Origin of the sequence: Massilimicrobiota sp. SW1139 (assembly GCF_012027715.1) — a bacterium.
GTDB classification, from domain to species: domain Bacteria; phylum Bacillota_I; class Bacilli_A; order Erysipelotrichales; family Coprobacillaceae; genus Allocoprobacillus; species Allocoprobacillus merdigallinarum.
In genome coordinates, this window is the sequence record NZ_SJOR01000041.1 from 1 (window position 1) to 2,738 (window position 2,738).

At 29.9% G+C, this 2,738-nt stretch carries 4 protein-coding genes; all 4 read right to left on the minus strand.

The genetic code is table 11. The features are described from left to right. Positions 1 to 24: 24 nt before the first annotated feature. The gene (locus tag E0K96_RS11985) at positions 25 to 252 is read right to left on the minus strand and encodes a hypothetical protein (RefSeq protein ID WP_168083432.1); all 228 of its coding nucleotides are present in this window, start codon (positions 250 to 252) and stop codon (positions 25 to 27) included. 27 nt (positions 253 to 279) lie between these two features. Then, positions 280 to 927 carry a DUF2238 domain-containing protein gene (locus tag E0K96_RS11990; protein ID WP_168083434.1) on the minus strand — a complete coding sequence of 216 codons (648 nt, stop codon included), beginning with the start codon at positions 925 to 927 and terminating at the stop codon, positions 280 to 282. 621 nt (positions 928 to 1,548) lie between these two features. Next, a complete protein-coding gene (locus E0K96_RS11995; protein WP_168083436.1) occupies positions 1,549 to 2,025 on the minus strand; it encodes a flavodoxin in 477 nt (158 codons plus the stop codon). Between the two features lie 11 nt (positions 2,026 to 2,036). Then, on the minus strand, positions 2,037 to 2,738 hold a 702-nt coding region (locus E0K96_RS12000; protein WP_206080741.1), incomplete at its 5' end, for an aldo/keto reductase.

Sequence of the window (2,738 nt, forward strand, 5' to 3'; positions counted from 1 at the left end):
TTTTTTATATTGTATCATTATTTCTTAATGTTTGTGACTAAAGAAATTTCTTTTTTGTTTATTTTTTAATAAAATCAATTTTCCAAATTCACCATCCACTAATAAATCACCCTTTTTAAGATTCTTTGATGCAGCGAATCTTTCAAAGTATGTATATTCTGTTTGATTATCATAACATTGACACTTAATCATATCATCATTCACAATTTCAACAATATACTGTGGTTTTATCCCTATTTGTTTTTTTAACATCTTCATCCTCTTTTCCTGATTATATGTCTATGATTGATCATTCATATTACAATCATAGAATTTTTCTACAATACGCATAAAGAAAGGTGACTCCTGATGATTTCTATGAGCAATCATTTCCAATAACACCACACATCCACCACCAAGTGCACAAAGCATATCTGCCATGGCATCATGGACACCTGTTGTGTAATGTAGAATACAGTCATTATTGAAAAAGATAAGCATAAAATATTCATAAAACTCCCAAATAACAGCAATTGACAAATTAACTGTCATCATAAATATTAAAAAAAGAATATAATCCTGCTTATTATAAATAGTGTGTTGTTTTTTAATCATGTAATAAAGAATCATTGCGATAATACTGGCAAGAATTCCACTGAAAAAATGTACAATTTTATCATAGAAAGGTAATGTATATCCAGCAAGTGAACTTCCTACCAGTGAAGCAAAGTATATAAAAATCACATTAATGATTTTGATTTCATCTGTTATTTTCAAATGAAACAAATGCATAAGAATTGGAAAAAGCCATGGTGTTATACAGGCGACAAAACACATCATGATATCTTTGAGATTTCCTTTTTGTATATTTAAAACAAAAGCAAATAAAAGCGTCACGATATAAATACCACTAACAAAATACAATAGTTTTGTCTGTTTAGTTTTCATATATCTCCTTCTCACTCCTTATTTACAAAAATAAATTAATAAAAATCTTTTGAATTTAAAACCCAAAGAAATCATATCTTTTTGTATCTCAACTTCCATTTAAGGTATACAATATTGCATCACATATAGGCAATCAAATATAAAATGATGAAAATCTTTGACTTTTTTTTACAAGTACATAACTGATATAAACATAAAGCATACATTCAGTGAAAATACATGAAACTTCAATACTATAAAAATATATTCTTTCTACTTCTATAATTCCCATCTTCTACTATTCTAAGCAAAACGATAAGACCAGTTAAATCAAAAACGTCTTTAGTCTGTTCGCACTTTGATCTAATAACAACAAAAATATACGACTGTTATAATCAATAAAACCTTAATCAATTTTTAATTTTCTTCTATCTACCATGGATTTCCTCTGCTTATAACATATAAGAATTTCAAATAAAATATGATACTTGCATTAAATATCTGCATTCAATTTTTCATCTCTCGAATATCAAGAAAAACAATTCTTTTCTCATTATTAATATATGATTATTTTTTTAATTTAATAGAAAAAGATATGAATCTTTCGCAAATTTTTAATCAAATTAGCTCAGTTCATATCTCTTATAAAAATGATTCAGCCCATGTTTTTAATGTATCCACATCAATCTGACCATCAAAGCGACGTCCTTGACATAATTTGGCATTGCCACAAGAAACTTTTAATTCCTGAGTGGTATTTCCCATACCACTGCCTCCTGATGTTGCAAAAGGAATAATTGTTTTACCTGATAAGTCATATTGTTCTAAAAATGTATTGATAATCGTTGGTGCCACATACCACCAGATTGGAAAACCAATAAAAATCACATCATAATCATCTATATTTTTAACTTCATTTTGAATAGCTGGACGATATGCTTTATTTTTCATTTCTTGGCTGCTGCGACTTTGTGGATTGGTCCAATCTAAATCAGCTTGACTATAAGGTTGAGCTGGTATGATCTCATGTAAATCCCCATCAATAGCTTGAGATAGTTTTTGAGCCACTCTTGCAGTGACTCCACTTGCTGAAAAATAAGACACTAAAATTTTTTTCATTTCTATCACTCCTATTCTCCAAAATATAAGGCCATTTCTTCCATTCTTTGCATTTGATCAGCATGGAAAGGACAACGATGATTGCAATGTCCACATTGCACACAGGCACTTGCTTTCTTTTCTAAATGGTGATAGTGATCTTTAGCTAAATCATCACCTAATAAAGATAAATCATAATATTTATTCATCAAAGCAATATCTAAGCCCATAGGACAAGGATGACAATGTTTGCAATAAACACATTTTCCTTGATGTTCTACAGCATCAAATGTTGAAATAACAGTATAATCCTTATCTTTATCACTGGCCTGTGTATATTTTAAAATTTCTTTTAAATCATCACGATTTCTAACACCAGGTAAGACAGTCACAACACCTGGCTTATCTAATGCATATTGAAGACATTGAATACGTGTTAAAGCCTGCGGGAAAGGTGATTTGTTTGCATCTAAGAGTTGTCCTGCACTAAAGGCTTTCATAACTGAAATAGCGACTCCTTCTTTTTCACAGCGCTGATATAAAGCCATTCTCTCATCAGTCTGTCCAATGGCATATTCACCATGTTTATAATCATAGGCGGGATTAATACTAAACATCACCATATCTAATATATGCATATCTAAGACTTTATGCACAATTTCAGGAGTATGTGATGATAGTCCAATATGCTTGACAATCCCCTGTTTTTTTAATTCTTGAATATAATCAATAAC

Excerpts from the sequence above, each read along its gene's own strand:
- E0K96_RS11985 (WP_168083432.1), bottom strand. The coding sequence starts at position 252 with ATGTTAAAAAAACAAATAGGGATAAAACCACAGTATATTGTTGAAATT.
- E0K96_RS11990 (WP_168083434.1), bottom strand. The coding sequence starts at position 927 with ATGAAAACTAAACAGACAAAACTATTGTATTTTGTTAGTGGTATTTAT.
- E0K96_RS11995 (WP_168083436.1), bottom strand. The coding sequence starts at position 2,025 with ATGAAAAAAATTTTAGTGTCTTATTTTTCAGCAAGTGGAGTCACTGCA.